At 57.8% G+C, this 16165-nt stretch carries 17 protein-coding genes; 14 read left to right on the forward strand and 3 right to left on the reverse strand.

The annotated features are described in order from the left end of the window. Window positions 1-4: 4 nt before the first annotated feature. The 3 genes from recF to dnaA are packed head-to-tail and all read right to left on the reverse strand — an operon-like array spanning window position 5 to window position 3812. The gene (gene recF / locus LGQ10_RS19135) at window positions 5-1108 is read right to left on the reverse strand and encodes a DNA replication/repair protein RecF (protein WP_058434309.1); all 1104 of its coding nucleotides are present in this window, start codon (window positions 1106-1108) and stop codon (window positions 5-7) included. Window positions 1109-1128: 20 nt separating this feature from the next. Next, a complete protein-coding gene (dnaN, locus tag LGQ10_RS19140; RefSeq protein ID WP_058434308.1) occupies window positions 1129-2232 on the reverse strand; it encodes a DNA polymerase III subunit beta in 1104 nt (367 codons plus the stop codon). Between the two features lie 38 nt (window positions 2233-2270). Continuing rightward, window positions 2271-3812: a chromosomal replication initiator protein DnaA gene (gene dnaA, locus LGQ10_RS19145; RefSeq protein ID WP_058434307.1), complete on the reverse strand. Its 1542-nt coding sequence runs from the start codon at window positions 3810-3812 to the stop codon at window positions 2271-2273. Window positions 3813-4379: 567 nt separating this feature from the next. On the opposite strand from dnaA, the gene rpmH reads away from it, so the two are divergent. From rpmH to LGQ10_RS19215, 14 genes are all read left to right on the forward strand, one after another. Then, window positions 4380-4514, forward strand: coding sequence for a 50S ribosomal protein L34 (gene rpmH, locus LGQ10_RS19150; RefSeq protein WP_003213577.1), 135 nt, complete (start codon window positions 4380-4382; stop codon window positions 4512-4514). 16 nt (window positions 4515-4530) lie between these two features. Then, a complete protein-coding gene (gene rnpA / locus LGQ10_RS19155; RefSeq protein ID WP_226526158.1) occupies window positions 4531-4932 on the forward strand; it encodes a ribonuclease P protein component in 402 nt (133 codons plus the stop codon). Further along, window positions 4925-5170, forward strand: a complete 246-nt coding sequence (yidD, locus tag LGQ10_RS19160; protein WP_083235628.1) for a membrane protein insertion efficiency factor YidD — start codon at window positions 4925-4927, stop codon at window positions 5168-5170. The genes rnpA and yidD overlap by 8 nt, the downstream gene beginning before the upstream one ends. A 2-nt stretch (window positions 5171-5172) precedes the next feature. Further along, entirely contained in the window at window positions 5173-6873 is a 1701-nt protein-coding gene (yidC, locus tag LGQ10_RS19165; RefSeq protein WP_226522893.1) for a membrane protein insertase YidC, read from the forward strand. Between the two features lie 79 nt (window positions 6874-6952). Next, window positions 6953-8323: a tRNA uridine-5-carboxymethylaminomethyl(34) synthesis GTPase MnmE gene (gene mnmE, locus LGQ10_RS19170; protein WP_226522894.1), complete on the forward strand. Its 1371-nt coding sequence runs from the start codon at window positions 6953-6955 to the stop codon at window positions 8321-8323. Window positions 8324-9000: 677 nt separating this feature from the next. Beyond that, a complete protein-coding gene (mnmG, locus tag LGQ10_RS19175; protein ID WP_058435033.1) occupies window positions 9001-10893 on the forward strand; it encodes a tRNA uridine-5-carboxymethylaminomethyl(34) synthesis enzyme MnmG in 1893 nt (630 codons plus the stop codon). Further along, window positions 10890-11534, forward strand: a complete 645-nt coding sequence (gene rsmG / locus LGQ10_RS19180; protein ID WP_226522895.1) for a 16S rRNA (guanine(527)-N(7))-methyltransferase RsmG — start codon at window positions 10890-10892, stop codon at window positions 11532-11534. The genes mnmG and rsmG overlap by 4 nt, the downstream gene beginning before the upstream one ends. 18 nt (window positions 11535-11552) lie before the next feature. Continuing rightward, the gene (locus LGQ10_RS19185) at window positions 11553-12350 is read left to right on the forward strand and encodes a ParA family protein (protein WP_058435031.1); all 798 of its coding nucleotides are present in this window, start codon (window positions 11553-11555) and stop codon (window positions 12348-12350) included. A 9-nt stretch (window positions 12351-12359) separates the two neighbouring features. Further along, window positions 12360-13232, forward strand: coding sequence for a ParB/RepB/Spo0J family partition protein (locus tag LGQ10_RS19190; RefSeq protein ID WP_058435030.1), 873 nt, complete (start codon window positions 12360-12362; stop codon window positions 13230-13232). 148 nt (window positions 13233-13380) lie between these two features. Then, window positions 13381-13788, forward strand: a complete 408-nt coding sequence (locus LGQ10_RS19195) for a F0F1 ATP synthase subunit I (RefSeq protein ID WP_226522896.1) — start codon at window positions 13381-13383, stop codon at window positions 13786-13788. A 16-nt stretch (window positions 13789-13804) separates the two neighbouring features. Next, entirely contained in the window at window positions 13805-14677 is an 873-nt protein-coding gene (atpB, locus tag LGQ10_RS19200) for a F0F1 ATP synthase subunit A (RefSeq protein WP_025132141.1), read from the forward strand. A gap of 132 nt (window positions 14678-14809) precedes the next feature. Further along, complete coding sequence (gene atpE / locus LGQ10_RS19205) at window positions 14810-15067, forward strand: F0F1 ATP synthase subunit C (protein ID WP_002555987.1); 258 nt, start codon at window positions 14810-14812, stop codon at window positions 15065-15067. A gap of 57 nt (window positions 15068-15124) precedes the next feature. After that, window positions 15125-15595, forward strand: a complete 471-nt coding sequence (locus tag LGQ10_RS19210; RefSeq protein WP_226522897.1) for a F0F1 ATP synthase subunit B — start codon at window positions 15125-15127, stop codon at window positions 15593-15595. Between the two features lie 12 nt (window positions 15596-15607). Continuing rightward, complete coding sequence (locus tag LGQ10_RS19215) at window positions 15608-16144, forward strand: F0F1 ATP synthase subunit delta (RefSeq protein ID WP_226522898.1); 537 nt, start codon at window positions 15608-15610, stop codon at window positions 16142-16144. The last annotated feature ends 21 nt before the right edge of the window (window positions 16145-16165 follow it).

Below are 16165 nucleotides of genomic sequence, written 5' to 3' on the forward strand. Positions count from 1 at the left end.
GCCTTCACTCCCGATGGTCGTGGGTCTGGGTGATACGGCCTTGTTCCACGTGGAACAAAGCGACTGGCGTTTCCGTCTGCCAGCCTTCCCTCAATAATTCGTGGTCTACACAGGTGATAAACACCTGGCAGCGTAAGTCTTCCAACAAGCGACAAAGTGCGCGGCGATGCTGCTCGTCCAACTCGGACGGCAAGTCATCCACCAGATAAATACACTGACCGCGACGGGCCTGGCTCACCAAGTGCCCCTGGGCAATGCGCAAGGCACAGACCACCAACTTCTGCTGGCCACGGGACAAGATGTCCGCGGCGTTGTGTCCGCCTAAGCGCAGACGCAAATCAGCACGTTGTGGACCGGCCTGGGTATGACCCATTTGCTGGTCACGGTGCAGGGCCGTCGCGAGAACTTCACTGAGTTCTCGGTCCTTGTCCCAACCACGGTAATAGCTAAGCGTCAGGCCCTCGAGCTCCAGCAGTTCGCTCAAGGTGCGCTCAAAGACTGGTTTCAAGGCTTTGATATAAGCGCGGCGGTATTCATCGATTTCAGCGCTGGCCTGGCACAGTTCCCGGTCCCAGGCCGCTTGCGAAGCGGCGTCAAGTGTACCATGCCGCAGCCATGAGTTCCGCTGCCGCAGGGCCTTCTGCAAGCGCTGCCAGGTGGACATGAAACGAGGTTCCACATGGAACACTCCCCAGTCCAGGAACTGTCGACGAATTTTCGGCGCTCCTTCCAGCAAGCGAAAACTGTCGGGATTGATCAATTGCAGGGGCAGTATTTCGGCCAATTGCGCCGCACTACGGGCATTCTGACCGTCGATGCGAATCTGGAACTCGCCCTGGCGATCGCGGGATATTCCCAGGTTGCTATGGCCACCCTCGGCCAACTCGACCTGGCCAAACACCGTGCAGGCCAATTGTTCATACTGGATCACCGGCAATAGGCGGGCGCTGCGAAACGAACGGGCGAGCCCCAGCAGGTGGATGGCTTCCAGCACGCTGGTCTTGCCACTGCCATTGGCGCCGTAGAGAAGGTTGATGCGGGGGGAAGGGGAGAAGGTCACCGGGTGCAGATTGCGCACCGCGGTGACCGAGACGCGACTGAGGGACATCTAGCTTCTGCTGAGCATGATTACAGGCGCATCGGCATGACAACGTAAGCCGAATCGTCGTTGTCGGATTCCTGCACCAGCGCACTGCTGTTGGAATCGGACAGGATCAGGCGAACCTGTTCGGTGGTCATCACGCCCAACACATCCAGCAGGTAGCTGACGTTGAAGCCAATCTCCAGCGAACCGCCGTTGTATTCCACGCCTACTTCTTCTTCCGCTTCTTCCTGCTCCGGGTTGTTGGCCTGGATCTTCAACTGACCAGCGGCCAGTTGCAAACGGATACCACGGTACTTTTCGTTGGACAGGATCGCAGTACGGCTGAAGGCCTCGCGCAAGGCCTGGCGGTCGCCCAGCACCAGCTTGTCGCCGCCTTTGGGCAGCACCCGCTCGTAGTCCGGGAACTTGCCGTCCACCAGCTTGGAGGTGAAGGTGAATTCGCCTGTGGTGGCGCGGATGTGATGCTGGCCCAGGACGATGCTCACATTGCCATCCGGCTCGGTGAGCAGGCGGGCCAGCTCCAGGATCCCCTTGCGAGGCACGATCACCTGGTGGCGATCCTGCTGGCCGATGTCGGCCTGCATCGAGCACATGGCCAGGCGGTGGCCGTCAGTGGCCACGGCACGGATGATTCCGGCCGACACTTCCAGCAGCATGCCGTTGAGGTAGTAGCGTACGTCCTGTTGGGCCATGGCGAAGCTGGTGCGCTCGATCAGGCGACGCAACTTGCTTTGTTCCAGCTGGCAGGTCAGCGAGCCTGGGCCTTCTTCCACAGTAGGGAAGTCGTTGGCCGGCAGGGTCGACAGGGTGAAGCGGCTACGCCCGGCCTTCACTACCAGTTTCTGCTCGTCGACCTTGATATCGATCAGAACGTCGTTGGGCAGGCTCTTGCAGATATCCATCAGCTTGCGCGCGGGAACAGTGATTTCCCCTTGCTCGGCTGGTTCTTCAAGTTGCACGCGACCGACCAGTTCGACTTCCAGGTCGGTACCGGTCAGCGACAGCTGCTGGCCTTCGACAACCAGCAGCACGTTGGAAAGCACCGGCAAGGTCTGGCGGCGTTCGACGACGCCGGCGACCAGTTGCAGGGGTTTCAACAGGGCTTCGCGTTGAATGGTGAAATGCATGGTCTAGTCCCTTGCCTTAATAAGCTGCGTTGGAATCATCAGGTAGTCAGGGTACGCAGCAGGTTCTTGTAGTCCTCGCGGATGTCCGCGTCGGATTCCTTAAGTTCATTGATCTTGCGACAGGCGTGCAGAACCGTGGTGTGGTCGCGGCCACCGAATACATCACCAATTTCCGGCAGGCTGTGGTTCGTCAGTTCCTTGGACAGGGCCATGGCCACCTGGCGCGGCCGGGCAACGGAACGCGAACGTCGCTTGGACAGCAGGTCGGAAATCTTGATCTTGTAGTACTCGGCGACAGTGCGCTGGATGTTATCCACAGACACCAGCTTGTCCTGCAGCGCCAACAGGTCCTTCAGGGACTCGCGAATCAACTCGATGGTGATATCGCGCCCCATGAAGTGCGAGTGCGCGATGACCCGCTTGAGCGCACCTTCCAATTCGCGAACGTTGGAGCGAATCCGCTGGGCGATGAAGAACGCCGCATCGTGGGGCAGGTCAACCTTGGCCTGGTCGGCCTTCTTCATCAGGATCGCTACGCGGGTTTCCAGCTCTGGCGGTTCAACCGCTACCGTCAGGCCCCAGCCGAAGCGGGACTTGAGGCGCTCTTCCAGGCCTTCGATCTCTTTCGGATAACGGTCGCTGGTGAGAATCACCTGCTGACCGCCTTCGAGGAGGGCGTTGAAGGTATGGAAGAACTCTTCCTGGGAACGCTCCTTGCGGGCGAAGAACTGGATGTCATCGATCAGCAGCGCATCGACCGATCGGTAGAAGCGCTTGAATTCGTTGATGGCATTGAGCTGCAACGCCTTGACCATGTCCGCAACGAAGCGCTCGGAATGCAGGTACACGACCTTGGCATTCGGATTCTTCTTCAGCAGGTGGTTGCCCACCGCATGCATCAAGTGGGTCTTACCCAGGCCAACGCCGCCATAAAGGAAGAGGGGGTTGTAGCCATGCTTGGGATTGTCCGCCACCTGCCAGGCTGCCGCGCGGGCCAGCTGGTTGGACTTGCCCTCGACAAAGTTCTCGAAGGTGAAGGTACGGTTCAGATAGCTGGTGTGCTTGAGCGCACCTTCCACCTGTACGGTGCGCTGTTCGGTGCGTACCGGAGCCTGTTGCGAACTGGCACCCGCCATGGGGTCGAAGCTGTCACGAGAAGGTTCTTCGCTGGCCTGCTCAGTCTTCTGCCCGACGGCCTTCTTGGCTGAAGCAGCGACCGGCACCGGCGTTGGCACAGCGGGTTCAGTCGCTGCCGCCTTGGCCGTGGCAGCTTGCAGCGCCTGGGACGCGGCAGCAGCCAACGGTGCGTTAGGTGCGGCACGAGGCGCCGAACTGCGTTTGCTACCTATTAATAAGGAAAGAACCGGCGCCGTACCGTTGCCGTGTTCATCCAGTAGCTCAAGCACGCGGCCCAGATACTTTTCATTGACCCAATCGAGAACGAAACGATTCGGTGCGTAAACACGCAACTCGTCGCCTTCGGCTTCGACCTGTAGTGGACGGATCCAAGTGTTGAATTGTTGGGCAGGCAGCTCATCACGTAGAAGCTCCACGCACTGCTGCCAAAGTTCCACTGACACGGATATCCCCTGAGTTGAAAGCCGGTGAGGCAAAAACAAGCGGCCATTGTAACGGTCGGCTGCGTACTTATCCACATGTAGCGTGCCTTCAGGGCACTAAGAATCAATGCCTTAACCAGAATAAACACGACCAGCGGTATGTGCATAAGCCCTGTGGATAACCGTGCTTGAGATCTTTGCACAAGTAGGGTGGAAACCCGGTGGATAAATCGCCTGTGGATAACAGCCCATTCCACACACAGCTTTTCCGCCCTCGCAGCACAGGCAGACCACGGTTTCTTAACCATGTTGTCATTCTCTGTACAGTACGAACTAGAAGGGCTCAAGGTAGTTATCCACAGAAAGGTCGGCCCCTAGCCTTTATAAGCTTTACAGAAAAGCTTTAAATACTTTCCTTCTCTATTTTTATATTTGGCTGAACCAGGCCCATTAGGTCTGAATCCAGTCATAGGTAGATGAAGGAAAAGCTGGTTGGAAATTGACCTAGAGGCTTGCTTTCTCTAGAATCGCCGATCTCTTAAAACGGGGGCCATTCCGGCCCGTTGTGGACGAACCAGGTAACACGACATGAAACGTACTTTCCAACCAAGCACTATCAAACGCGCTCGTACCCACGGTTTCCGTGCTCGCATGGCTACCAAGAACGGTCGCGCCGTCCTGTCGCGTCGTCGCGCCAAAGGTCGTGCGCGTCTGGCAGTTTGATAATCCGGCACTGGAGGTGAGTCAGGACTTCAGTCGGGAAAAGCGTCTGCTTACTCCCCGACACTTCAAGGCAGTCTTTGACTCCCCTACCGGCAAGGTTCCGGGGAAAAATCTCCTGCTCCTTGCTCGCGACAACGATCTTGATCATCCCCGCCTGGGGTTAGTGATCGGAAAGAAGAGCGTAAAGCTTTCCGTTGAGCGCAATCGCCTGAAGCGTCTGATGCGCGAATCGTTTCGTCTGCACCAGGATTCACTGGTTGGATGGGATATCGTTATCGTCGCGCGCAAAGGTTTGGGCGATCTACAAAACCCTGAATTGATCCAGCATTTCGGCAAGCTGTGGAAACGTCTGGCACGTAACAAGTCGGCATCTGCAGCAAAATCCGAAACTGTAGGGGTAGACAGTCCCGATGCGTAAACTGGCACTCGTTCCGATCCAGTTTTACCGCTATGCCATTAGTCCTCTGATGGCCGATCACTGTCGTTTTCACCCCAGCTGTTCCTGCTACGCGTTGGAAGCCATCGAAACCCATGGCCTTCTGCGCGGTGGTTGGCTGACCTTTCGTCGTTTAGGTCGCTGTCATCCGTGGAATCCCGGTGGTTATGACCCGGTTCCACCTATCCCTACCTCCCGTTCTTCTTCGATGGCCGAGTAATCATGGATATCAAACGCACGATCCTGATCGTCGCCCTGGCAATCGTGTCCTATGTCATGGTTCTTAAATGGAACCAGGACTATGGCCAGGCTGCCCTGCCGACTCAGAATGTTGCTTCCAGCACGACCACTCCGGGCTTGCCCGACACGCCAACCGGCACTCCAGCTGCCAATGACGACATTCCGCGCGCGACCAGCGATACCGCTGCCCCTGCCGAAGTGCCAGTAGCTGCAAGCAAGGATCTCATCCAGATCAAAACGGATGTGCTCGACCTGGCTGTCGATCCTCAAGGTGGGGATATCGCGCAACTGCGTTTGCCACTGTATCCACGTCGTCAGGACCATCCGGAAATCCCGTTCCAGCTGTTCGATAACGGCAACGAGCGGACTTACCTGGCACAGAGCGGCCTGATCGGCAGCAATGGCCCGGACGCAAACCCCGCTGGTCGCCCGATCTACTCCTCGGAGAAGAAAAGTTACCAACTGGCTGACGGCCAGGACCAGTTGGTGGTCGACCTGAAGTTCAGCAAGGACGGCATTCACTACATCAAGCGCTTCACCCTTAAGCGTGGCCTGTATGACGTCACCGTTTCCTACTTGATCGATAACGAAAGCGCTCAACCTTGGACCGGTGCGATGTTCGCCCAGCTCAAGCGCGACGCCAGTTCCGATCCGTCCTCCAGCACCGCCACGGGCACCGCGACTTACCTGGGCGCCGCCCTGTGGACAAGTTCCGAGCCGTACAAAAAAGTGTCCATGAAAGACATGGACAAGGTGAACGAGGACAAGTCCAAGGCTCCAATCACTGAAAACGTTCAGGGTGGTTGGGTTGCCTGGCTGCAGCACTATTTCGTGACCGCTTGGATTCCGCCAAAAGGCGAGAACAACCAGGTTCTGGCGCGCAAGGACAGCAAGGGCAACTACATCATCGGCTACACCGGCCCTTCGATGACCGTTGCTCCAGGTGCCAAGGCTGAAACCAGCGCCATTCTGTACGCCGGCCCGAAAAGCCAGGCTGTGCTGAAGGAACTGTCCCCAGGCCTGGAACTGACCGTGGACTACGGCTTCCTGTGGTTCATTGCCCAGCCAATCTTCTGGCTGCTGCAACATATCCACAGCCTGGTGGGTAACTGGGGCTGGTCGATCATCTTCCTGACCATGCTGATCAAGGGGATCTTCTTCCCACTGTCGGCTGCCAGCTACAAGTCCATGGCGCGCATGCGTGCAGTGGCTCCAAAACTGGCCGCGCTGAAGGAAAAATTCGGCGACGATCGTCAGAAGATGTCCCAGGCGATGATGGAGCTGTACAAGAAAGAGAAGATCAATCCGCTGGGCGGCTGCTTGCCGATCCTAGTGCAGATGCCGGTCTTCCTCTCGTTGTACTGGGTACTCCTGGAAAGCGTGGAAATGCGCCAGGCACCGTTCATGCTGTGGATTACCGACCTGTCGATCAAGGATCCGTTCTTCATCCTGCCGATCATCATGGGCGCCACCATGTTCATCCAGCAGCAGTTGAACCCGACTCCTCCGGACCCTATGCAGGCCAAGGTGATGAAAATGATGCCAATCATCTTCACCTTCTTCTTCCTGTGGTTCCCGGCCGGACTGGTGCTGTACTGGGTAGTGAACAACTGCCTGTCGATCGCACAACAGTGGTACATCACTCGTAAGATCGAAGCGGCTACCAAGAACGCAGCCGCCTGACCTACTCTGTGGATAACCACACAAGACGCCCCCTAGTGGGGCGTTTTGCTATCTGTCACTTTTGTCTGGATGTCGGGTTATGAATGTCCCTCGTGAAACCATTGCTGCCATAGCCACCGCCCAGGGGCGCGGTGGCGTGGGTATCGTGCGGATTTCCGGGCCACTGGCGGCCGCGGCTGCCAAGGCCATCAATGGCCGGGAACTCAAGCCGCGGTTTGCGCATTACGGGCCTTTTCTCAGCGAGCAGGGTGACGTCCTGGATGAAGGCATCGCCTTGTATTTCCCGGGGCCGAATTCCTTCACCGGTGAAGACGTGCTGGAGTTGCAGGGCCATGGCGGTCCCATAGTCCTCGATATGCTCCTGCAGCGTTGCCTGGAATTGGGCTGCCGCCTGGCCAGGCCGGGAGAATTCAGCGAACGCGCCTTTCTCAACGACAAGCTCGACCTGGCCCAGGCCGAAGCCATTGCCGACCTGATCGAAGCCAGTTCTGCACAGGCCGCTCGCAATGCATTGCGTTCGTTGCAGGGAGCCTTCTCTCAACGCGTGCATCATTTGACCGAGCAACTGATCGCGTTGCGGATCTATGTCGAAGCCGCCATCGACTTCCCCGAGGAAGAAATCGATTTTCTCGCCGACGGCCATGTATTGAGCATGCTCGATGGCGTTCGTAATGAGTTGTCCACAGTACTGCGCGAAGCCGGGCAGGGGGCGCTGCTCCGTGATGGCATGACAGTGGTGATCGCCGGACGCCCAAATGCGGGCAAATCCAGTCTGCTCAACGCCCTGGCCGGACGTGAAGCCGCTATCGTTACCGATGTCGCCGGCACCACCCGGGACATCCTGCGCGAACATATCCACATCGATGGCATGCCCCTGCACGTGGTGGATACGGCGGGACTTCGGGATACCGACGACCAGGTGGAAAAGATTGGAGTGGAGCGCGCGCTCAAGGCAATTGGTGAGGCAGACCGGGTGCTGCTGGTGGTCGACGCTACTGCGGACGAGGCAAGTGATCCCTTTGCCCTATGGCCGGAATTCCTCGAGCAGCGTCCAGATCCGGCCAAGGTCACCCTGATCCGCAACAAGGCCGACCTGAGCGGGGAACCCATTGCCCTGGAAACCTCCGACGATGGCCATGTCACCATCAGCCTCAGCGCCATGGCTGCCGGTAGCGGGCTGGAATTGTTGCGTGACCACCTGAAAGCCTGCATGGGTTATGAACAAACCTCCGAAAGCAGCTTCAGTGCTCGCCGACGGCATCTGGAAGCATTGCGCTACGCCAGTGCTGCCCTGGAACATGGCCGGGCACAGTTGACCCTGGCTGGCGCCGGCGAACTGCTGGCCGAAGATCTGCGCCAGGCCCAGCAATCCCTGGGAGAGATAACCGGGGCCTTCAGTTCCGATGACCTGCTGGGACGGATCTTCTCCAGTTTCTGCATCGGCAAGTAAACCTTCCCCCGGCTATCAGGGCCGGGAGCTTACGCCTGTGGGCAAGGCTCGTTGGAGCACGCCTGCAGGCGCTTTTCTTTTCCCCTTCGCGGGTACCGCTGCCTCTTCACGCATAGCGACTGCCGCTGATCGTGATGAGTGCGCTTGTAAAAACCACTTGTATTCACTCGTTCACGGGACGTTCTTCGATCCTGGGGGGCAAATTTCTGCGCCTGGAATACTGTCCGCACCATTGCCGACCTTCTGAAGCAAGTCGAAACTGTGGATTAAGCCCTGTGAATAACTGCTCTTCAGCTCAGTTGATAACTGGCCTTCATCACTGAGGAAAAAGTGCCCTGTGGATAACGATCTCTTTAATCCACAGCCTCAAGCCGTTTATCCAAGGGGCTCATTGACACCTAACCACAGGGTTCAAAAACCTTGTACACATTGATAAGCAAGGGCTGTAGATCTTTATCCACAGATAGGAGGCGATATAAGAATAAACATAAAAACAAGGTTTTAATAAATTTCTTTCTTTTTAATTTCTATTGTCTGTCAGTCATCCACAGCTGGTTAAATTTTGTGCAAAGGGTTCTTTAGAAAGGTCGAAGTCCCTATACTTGCCCCCTTGGTCCAAAAACCAACCCAACAACCATTCCTAATTACTCCTACTTGAAGCAGGCACGAGGTGCGTGGTGGATTTCCCTTCCCGTTTTGAAGTGATCGTCATCGGCGGCGGTCATGCCGGTACCGAGGCAGCACTTGCATCAGCACGCATGGGGGCAAAAACCCTGTTGCTGACGCATAACGTGGAAACCCTCGGAGCCATGAGCTGCAATCCCGCGATCGGTGGGATCGGCAAGAGCCACCTGGTCAAGGAGATCGATGCCCTGGGCGGCGCGATGGCCATGGCTACGGATAAAGGCGGCATTCAGTTCCGAGTATTGAACAGCCGCAAAGGCCCTGCGGTACGGGCGACTCGGGCCCAGGCCGACCGGATCCTGTACAAGGCAGCTGTTCGCGAGATTCTCGAGAACCAGCCCAACCTGTGGATATTTCAGCAGTCCGCCGATGACCTGATCGTCGAGCAGGACCAGGTCAAGGGCGTAGTGACCCAGATGGGCCTGCGGTTCTTTGCCGATTCCGTGGTGCTGACCACCGGGACCTTCCTCGGAGGACTTATCCACATCGGCTTGCAGAACTATTCCGGCGGTCGTGCCGGCGATCCACCCTCGATCGCCCTGGCACAACGGCTGCGCGAACTGCCACTGCGGGTCGGGCGCCTGAAAACCGGTACTCCACCGCGCATCGACGCTCGGTCTGTGGATTTCTCGGTGATGACCGAGCAACCAGGTGATACACCGATCCCGGTAATGTCGTTCCTGGGCTCCAAGGAACAGCATCCGCGGCAGGTCAGTTGCTGGATTACTCACACCAATGCCCGGACCCACGAGATCATCGCTTCGAACCTCGATCGTTCGCCGATGTATTCCGGAGTCATCGAAGGTATCGGCCCGCGTTACTGCCCATCCATCGAAGACAAGATCCACCGCTTCGCCGACAAGGAAAGCCATCAGGTCTTCATCGAGCCTGAAGGGTTGACCACCCACGAGCTGTACCCGAACGGGATATCCACATCCTTGCCGTTCGACGTGCAATTGCAGATCGTGCAGTCGATCCGTGGTATGGAAAACGCCCATATCGTGCGGCCGGGCTATGCCATCGAGTATGACTATTTCGATCCACGGGACCTGAAGTACAGCCTCGAAACCAAAGTCATTGGCGGCTTGTTCTTTGCTGGCCAGATCAATGGCACTACCGGTTACGAAGAAGCCGGTGCCCAAGGTTTGCTGGCCGGCGCCAACGCGGCCTTGCGCGCGCAAGGCAAGGACAGCTGGTGCCCACGTCGCGATGAAGCCTACATCGGCGTGCTGGTCGACGACCTGATTACCCTGGGTACCCAGGAACCGTACCGGATGTTCACTTCCCGGGCGGAATATCGGTTGATCCTGCGCGAAGACAACGCCGACCTGCGCCTGACCGAAAAAGGCCGCGAGCTGGGCCTGGTGGATGACGTTCGCTGGGCGGCTTTCTGCAGGAAACGTGAAAGTATCGCTCTGGAAGAACAGCGCTTGAAGTCGACCTGGGTCCGCCCCGGTACCGAGCAGGGCGATGCTATCGCGCAGAAATTCGGCACGCCGCTGACCCACGAGTACAACTTGCTGAACCTGCTGAGCCGTCCGGAAATCGACTACGCTGGGCTGGTCGAGGTGACCGGCCAGGGCGCAGAAGATCCACAGGTCGCGGAACAGGTTGAAATCAAGACCAAGTACGCCGGCTATATCGATCGCCAGCAGGATGAAATCGCCCGCCTCAGGGCCAGTGAAGACACCAGACTGCCTGTGGATATCGACTACACCACCATCTCCGGCCTGTCCAAGGAGATTCAGAGCAAGCTGGGTACCACCCGTCCGGAGACGCTGGGCCAGGCATCACGGATCCCCGGCGTCACGCCGGCGGCCATTTCCCTGTTGATGATTCACTTGAAAAAACGCGGCGCTGGCCGTCAGTTGGAGCAAAGCGCTTGAGTTCACTGGTCACCTCGCAACACGCGGATGAGTTATCCACAGGCGCCCATCACCTCGGTGTCAACCTGAGTCCGGTCCAGCACGAATTGCTGCTGGGCTACCTGGCGCTGCTGATCAAGTGGAACAAGGCCTACAACCTGACTGCCGTGCGCGACCCGGATGAAATGGTTTCGCGTCACCTGCTCGACAGCCTGAGCGTGATGTCCTTCATCGAAAACGGCCGTTGGCTGGACGTGGGCAGCGGCGGCGGGATGCCCGGCATTCCCCTGGCGATCCTGTTTCCCGAGTCGCAGGTCACGTGCCTGGATAGCAACGGCAAGAAAACCCGCTTCCTGACCCAGGTCAAACTCGAACTCGAGCTGGATAACCTGAACGTTATCCACAACCGGGTCGAGGCCTTCACTCCTGAACAGCCTTTCAACGGGATCATTTCCCGGGCGTTCAGCAGCATGGAGAACTTCACCAGCTGGACCCGCCACCTCGGGGACAGTGATACACGCTGGCTGGCAATGAAGGGCGTCCATCCCTCTGATGAGCTGTTAGCATTGCCGGCAGACTTCCACCTCGATAGCGAACACGCCCTGGCCGTACCCGGTTGCCAAGGCCAACGCCATCTGCTGATACTGCGCCGCACGGCATGATTGGGAACACAAGCAAGAATGGCTAAGGTATTCGCGATAGCGAACCAGAAAGGTGGTGTGGGCAAGACCACCACCTGCATCAACCTCGCAGCATCCCTGGTCGCGACCAAGCGCCGGGTGCTGCTGATCGACCTTGATCCACAGGGCAACGCCACCATGGGTAGCGGTGTGGATAAACATGGCCTGGAAAACTCGGTCTACGACTTGCTGATTGGTGAGTGCGACCTGGCCCAGGCGATGCATTTTTCCGAGCATGGCGGTTACCAGCTATTGCCGGCCAACCGCGACCTGACCGCGGCGGAAGTGGTCCTGCTGGAAATGCAGATGAAGGAAAGTCGCCTGCGCAGTGCTCTGGCCCCCATCCGCGAGAACTACGACTACATCCTGATCGACTGCCCGCCGTCGCTGTCCATGTTGACGCTCAATGCCCTGGTGGCCGCCGACGGGGTCATTATCCCCATGCAGTGCGAGTACTACGCACTTGAGGGTTTGAGCGACCTTGTGGATAACATCAAGCGTATCGGCGAGTTGCTCAATCCCCAGCTGAAGATCGAAGGCTTGCTGCGCACCATGTTCGATCCGCGCCTGAGTCTGATGAACGATGTTTCCGCGCAGCTCAAGGAGCACTTCGGCGACCAGTTGTACGACACCGTGATCCCGCGCAACATCCGCTTGGCCGAGGCGCCGAGCTACGGCATGCCGGCATTGGCGTACGACAAGCAATCCCGCGGCGCCCTGGCCTACCTGGCCTTGGCCGGCGAGATGGTTCGTCGGCAACGTAAACAATCGCGCATCGCAGCCGCCCAGCCAACTTAAGGAGTCCCCATGGCCGTCAAGAAACGAGGTCTCGGACGTGGACTGGATGCACTGTTGAGTGGTCCGACTGTCAGTACCCTGGAAGAACAGGCCGCGCAGGCCGACCAGCGTGAGCTGCAACATCTGCCACTGGACCTGGTCCAGCGCGGCAAATACCAGCCACGTCGGGACATGGACCCTCAGGCCCTGGAGGAGCTGGCAAATTCGATCAGGTCCCAGGGCGTGATGCAGCCCATTGTGGTGCGTCCCATTGGCGACGGTCGCTTCGAAATCATCGCCGGCGAACGGCGCTGGCGCGCAAGCCAGCAAGCTGGCCGGGAAACCATTCCGGCAGTGGTTCGCGATGTGCCGGACGAAACCGCGATCGCCCTGGCGTTGATCGAGAACATCCAGCGCGAAGACCTCAATCCCATCGAGGAAGCACTGGCCCTGCAGCGCTTGCAGCAGGAATTCCAGCTGACCCAGCAACAGGTCGCTGAAGCGGTAGGCAAGTCTCGCGTCAGCGTGGCCAACTTGTTGCGTCTGATTACCTTGCCTGAAGTGATCAAGACCATGCTGTCCCACGGTGACCTGGAGATGGGGCATGCCCGCGCGTTGCTCGGATTGCCCGAAAATCAACAGGTTGAAGGGGCGCGACACGTTGTCGCACGAGGTCTCACTGTACGCCAGACCGAGGCTTTGGTTCGCCAGTGGCTCAGCGGCAAGCAAGAGCCTGCTGAACCGGTCAAGCCCGATCCGGATATTGCCCGTCTCGAGCAACGTTTGGCCGAGCGCCTAGGCTCTGCGGTGCAGATTCGCCACGGAAAGAAGGGCAAGGGGCAGTTGGTGATCGGCTACAACTCTTTGGATGAGCTGCAAGGCGTCCTCGCACACATTCGTTGAAACATTTCCTTGTGTAGCGCGCAGTCGGAAATCACTACCCGGCAGTTGAATAGGGGCTGAACCGCCCCTATACTCTGCGCGCATTTTGTCGGCACAAATTATGCCAAGTCACAGAATTCTGGCAGCCGACTCTTGAGGAGCAAAAGCGATGGAAACCCGCACGCCAAACCGCTTGCCGTTTCATCGCTTGGCGGTTTTCCCGGTTCTACTGGCCCAGTTTGTCGTTGTGCTGATAGCCGCTCTGGTGCTTTGGCAATGGCGTGGAGTCGTAGCCGGATATTCAGGCCTTTGCGGAGGACTGATAGCCTTGCTACCCAATGTGTACTTCGCTCACAGGGCATTTCGGTTTTCCGGCGCCCGAGCGGCCCAAGCTATCGTTCGGTCTTTTTATGCCGGCGAGGCGGGCAAATTGATTTTGACGGCAGTGCTGTTCGCGCTGACGTTTGCAGGTGTGAAGCCACTGGCGCCGCTGGCTGTATTCGGCGTCTTCGTGTTGACCCAACTGGTCAGCTGGTTCGCTCCCCTGCTAATGAGAACAAGACTTTCGAGACCTTAGGGCGTTTGAGGCAACCATGTCAGCAGAAACAACCGCTTCGGGCTATATCCAGCACCACTTGCAGAACCTGACCTTCGGTCAGCTACCCAATGGGAGCTGGGGCTTTGCCCACTCCGCAGCAGAAGCCAAGGAAATGGGCTTCTGGGCATTCCACGTCGATACCCTCGGCTGGTCTGTCGCACTGGGTGTGATCTTCATTCTTCTGTTCCGCATGGCGGCCAAGAAGGCGACTTCCGGTGTTCCGGGCGCCTTGCAGAACTTCGTAGAAGTCATGGTTGGCTTCGTCGATGGCAGCGTGAAGGACAGCTTCCACGGTCGCAGCCCGGTCATCGCACCGCTGGCACTGACCATCTTCGTCTGGGTGTTCCTGATGAACGCCATTGACCTGGTTCCCGTGGACTGGATCCCACAATTGGCGATGCTGATTTCCGGCGACCCGCACATTCCGTTCCGCGCCGTATCCACGACTGACCCGAACGCTACCCTGGGCATGGCCCTGTCGGTATTCGCTCTGATCATTTTCTACAGCATCAAGGTCAAGGGCATCGGCGGCTTCATCGGCGAACTGACCCTGCATCCGTTTGGCAGCAAGAACATCCTGGTTCAGGCGCTGCTGATTCCGGTGAACTTCCTGCTGGAGTTCGTGACGCTGATCGCCAAGCCAATCTCTCTGGCACTGCGTCTGTTCGGCAACATGTACGCTGGCGAGCTGGTGTTCATCCTGATCGCCGTGATGTTCGGCAGCGGCCTGCTGTGGCTCAGCGGCATGGGTGTTGTTCTGCAGTGGGCGTGGGCTGTGTTCCACATCCTGATCATCACCCTGCAGGCCTTCATCTTCATGATGCTGACCATCGTCTACCTGTCGATGGCTCACGAAGAGAATCATTAAGACCAGTCTCGACTAGTCTGATGTCCCTCTCGTTGCGGCGAGAGGGGGCCCGTCTCGGGTCAATGAAACGATTTGTTTTACCGCTTTAATCTAAAAAACCTAAACCATACGACGTAAAAGTCGGGAGGAAAGATGGAAACTGTAGTTGGTCTAACCGCTATCGCTGTTGCACTGTTGATCGGCCTGGGCGCACTGGGTACCGCAATTGGTTTCGGCCTGCTGGGCGGCAAGTTCCTGGAAGGCGCTGCGCGTCAGCCAGAGATGGTTCCAATGCTGCAAGTTAAGATGTTCATCGTTGCCGGTCTGCTCGACGCCGTAACCATGATCGGTGTTGGTATCGCTCTGTTCTTCACCTTCGCGAACCCCTTCGTTGGTCAACTCGCTGGCTAATCACTCGAGTATTCGAGTTGATTGGTGTGACGGACAACGAACGAGCGAGGTGTTGGCGTGAACATTAATGCAACCCTGATTGGCCAGTCCGTTGCGTTCTTAATTTTTGTATTGTTCTGCATGAAGTTCATTTGGCCTCCGGTCATTGCAGCTCTGCACGAACGTCAAAAGAAGATCGCGGATGGACTGGACGCTGCCAGCCGAGCAGCTCGTGACCTGGAACTGGCCCAAGATAAAGCGGGTCAGCAACTGCGCGAAGCCAAAACTCAGGCAGCTGAAATCATCGAGCAAGCCAAGAAGCGCGGCTCTCAGATCGTCGACGAAGCCCGTGAACAGGCCCGTGTCGAAGCTGAACGCGTGAAGGCTCAGGCTCAGGCCGAGATCGAACAGGAACTGAACAGCGTCAAAGACGCCCTGCGTGCCCAACTGGGTAGCCTGGCGGTCAATGGTGCAGAGAAGATCCTGGGTGCCACAATCGATCAAAACGCGCACGCAGATCTGGTTAACAAACTGGCTGCTGAAATTTAAGCGAGGGCGATCATGGCAGAACTGACCACGTTGGCCCGACCTTACGCTAAGGCGGCCTTCGAGCACGCTCAGGCCCACCAGCAGCTGGCCTCTTGGTCAGCCATGCTCGGCCTGGCTGCAGCGGTGTCACAAGATGACACCATGCAGCGCGTGCTTAAGGCCCCGCGACTGACGAGCGCAGAAAAGGCCACCACGTTTATTGAAGTGTGTGGCGACAAGTTTGATGCACAGGCACAGAATTTCATTCAAGTTGCCGCCGAAAACGACCGTCTCCTGCTGTTGCCGGAGATCTCCGCTCTGTTCGACCTGTACAAGGCCGAGCAAGAGAAGTCGGTGGATGTGGATGTGACCAGTGCTTTTGCATTGAACCAAGAACAGCAAGACAAACTCGCCAAGGTTCTCAGTGCACGGCTCGGCCGGGAAGTGCGCCTGCACGCTGCGGAGGATGCCAGCCTGATTGGTGGCGTCGTAATCCGCGCCGGCGACCTGGTTATCGATGGCTCGATTCGCGGCAAACTCGCGAATCTTGCCGAAGCATTGAAATCTTGAGTTTGAAGGGGCAGCAGAGCA

This window comes from Pseudomonas sp. L5B5 (assembly GCF_020520285.1).
Lineage (GTDB): Bacteria > Pseudomonadota > Gammaproteobacteria > Pseudomonadales > Pseudomonadaceae > Aquipseudomonas.